Annotated in this window: 1 protein-coding gene; it reads right to left on the bottom strand. The window is 69.1% G+C overall.

The genetic code is table 11. From position 1 onward, the window contains the following. The coding region (locus ELR45_RS35470) for a hypothetical protein (RefSeq protein WP_165367914.1) at positions 1-499 on the bottom strand (499 nt) is incomplete at both ends.

Genomic DNA, 499 nt, shown 5'->3' on the forward strand with positions numbered 1-499 from the left:
TTGCGCACGGACGCGTCCTGCACCACCGGCTCGCCGTCGATGAGCAGGTCGAACGTGTCCTCCATCTGGCGCACCCGGAGCTCGATGTCATACCACGTGTCGATGGTGTAGGGCTGGACATCGACGTGCGTGCTGCCGTCCCGCACACGCAGCTGGCCGTTCGAGAACAGGTCGACGCTGGCGAGCATATCCGGGCTGATCGGATCCCCAGCGAGACCGAGGTGAATGCCCTGACTGTCGTTGGTCTGGCTGGCCCGGACCCGGTACGACAGCGTCAGATCGTCGAACGTGGGCTCGAAATCGTGGCGCGCCCACGGCTGCTCGCCCGCGGGGTTCTCGACCCGCAGCACCTGGTCGTCGCTATTCGGCGCCGGCGCCACGGTGATGGCACCGGCCGGTGCCGTCACCGCCCACGGCGCGGGCACCTCGCCCGGTGGGGTGTCGTCGAAGTCCTGCGCCAGGATGGTCCGTGGACCGTCGCTGGACGACGGCCGGACCG

The organism is Phytoactinopolyspora endophytica, from assembly GCF_004138495.1.
In the GTDB taxonomy this organism is placed as follows: domain Bacteria; phylum Actinomycetota; class Actinomycetes; order Jiangellales; family Jiangellaceae; genus Phytoactinopolyspora; species Phytoactinopolyspora endophytica.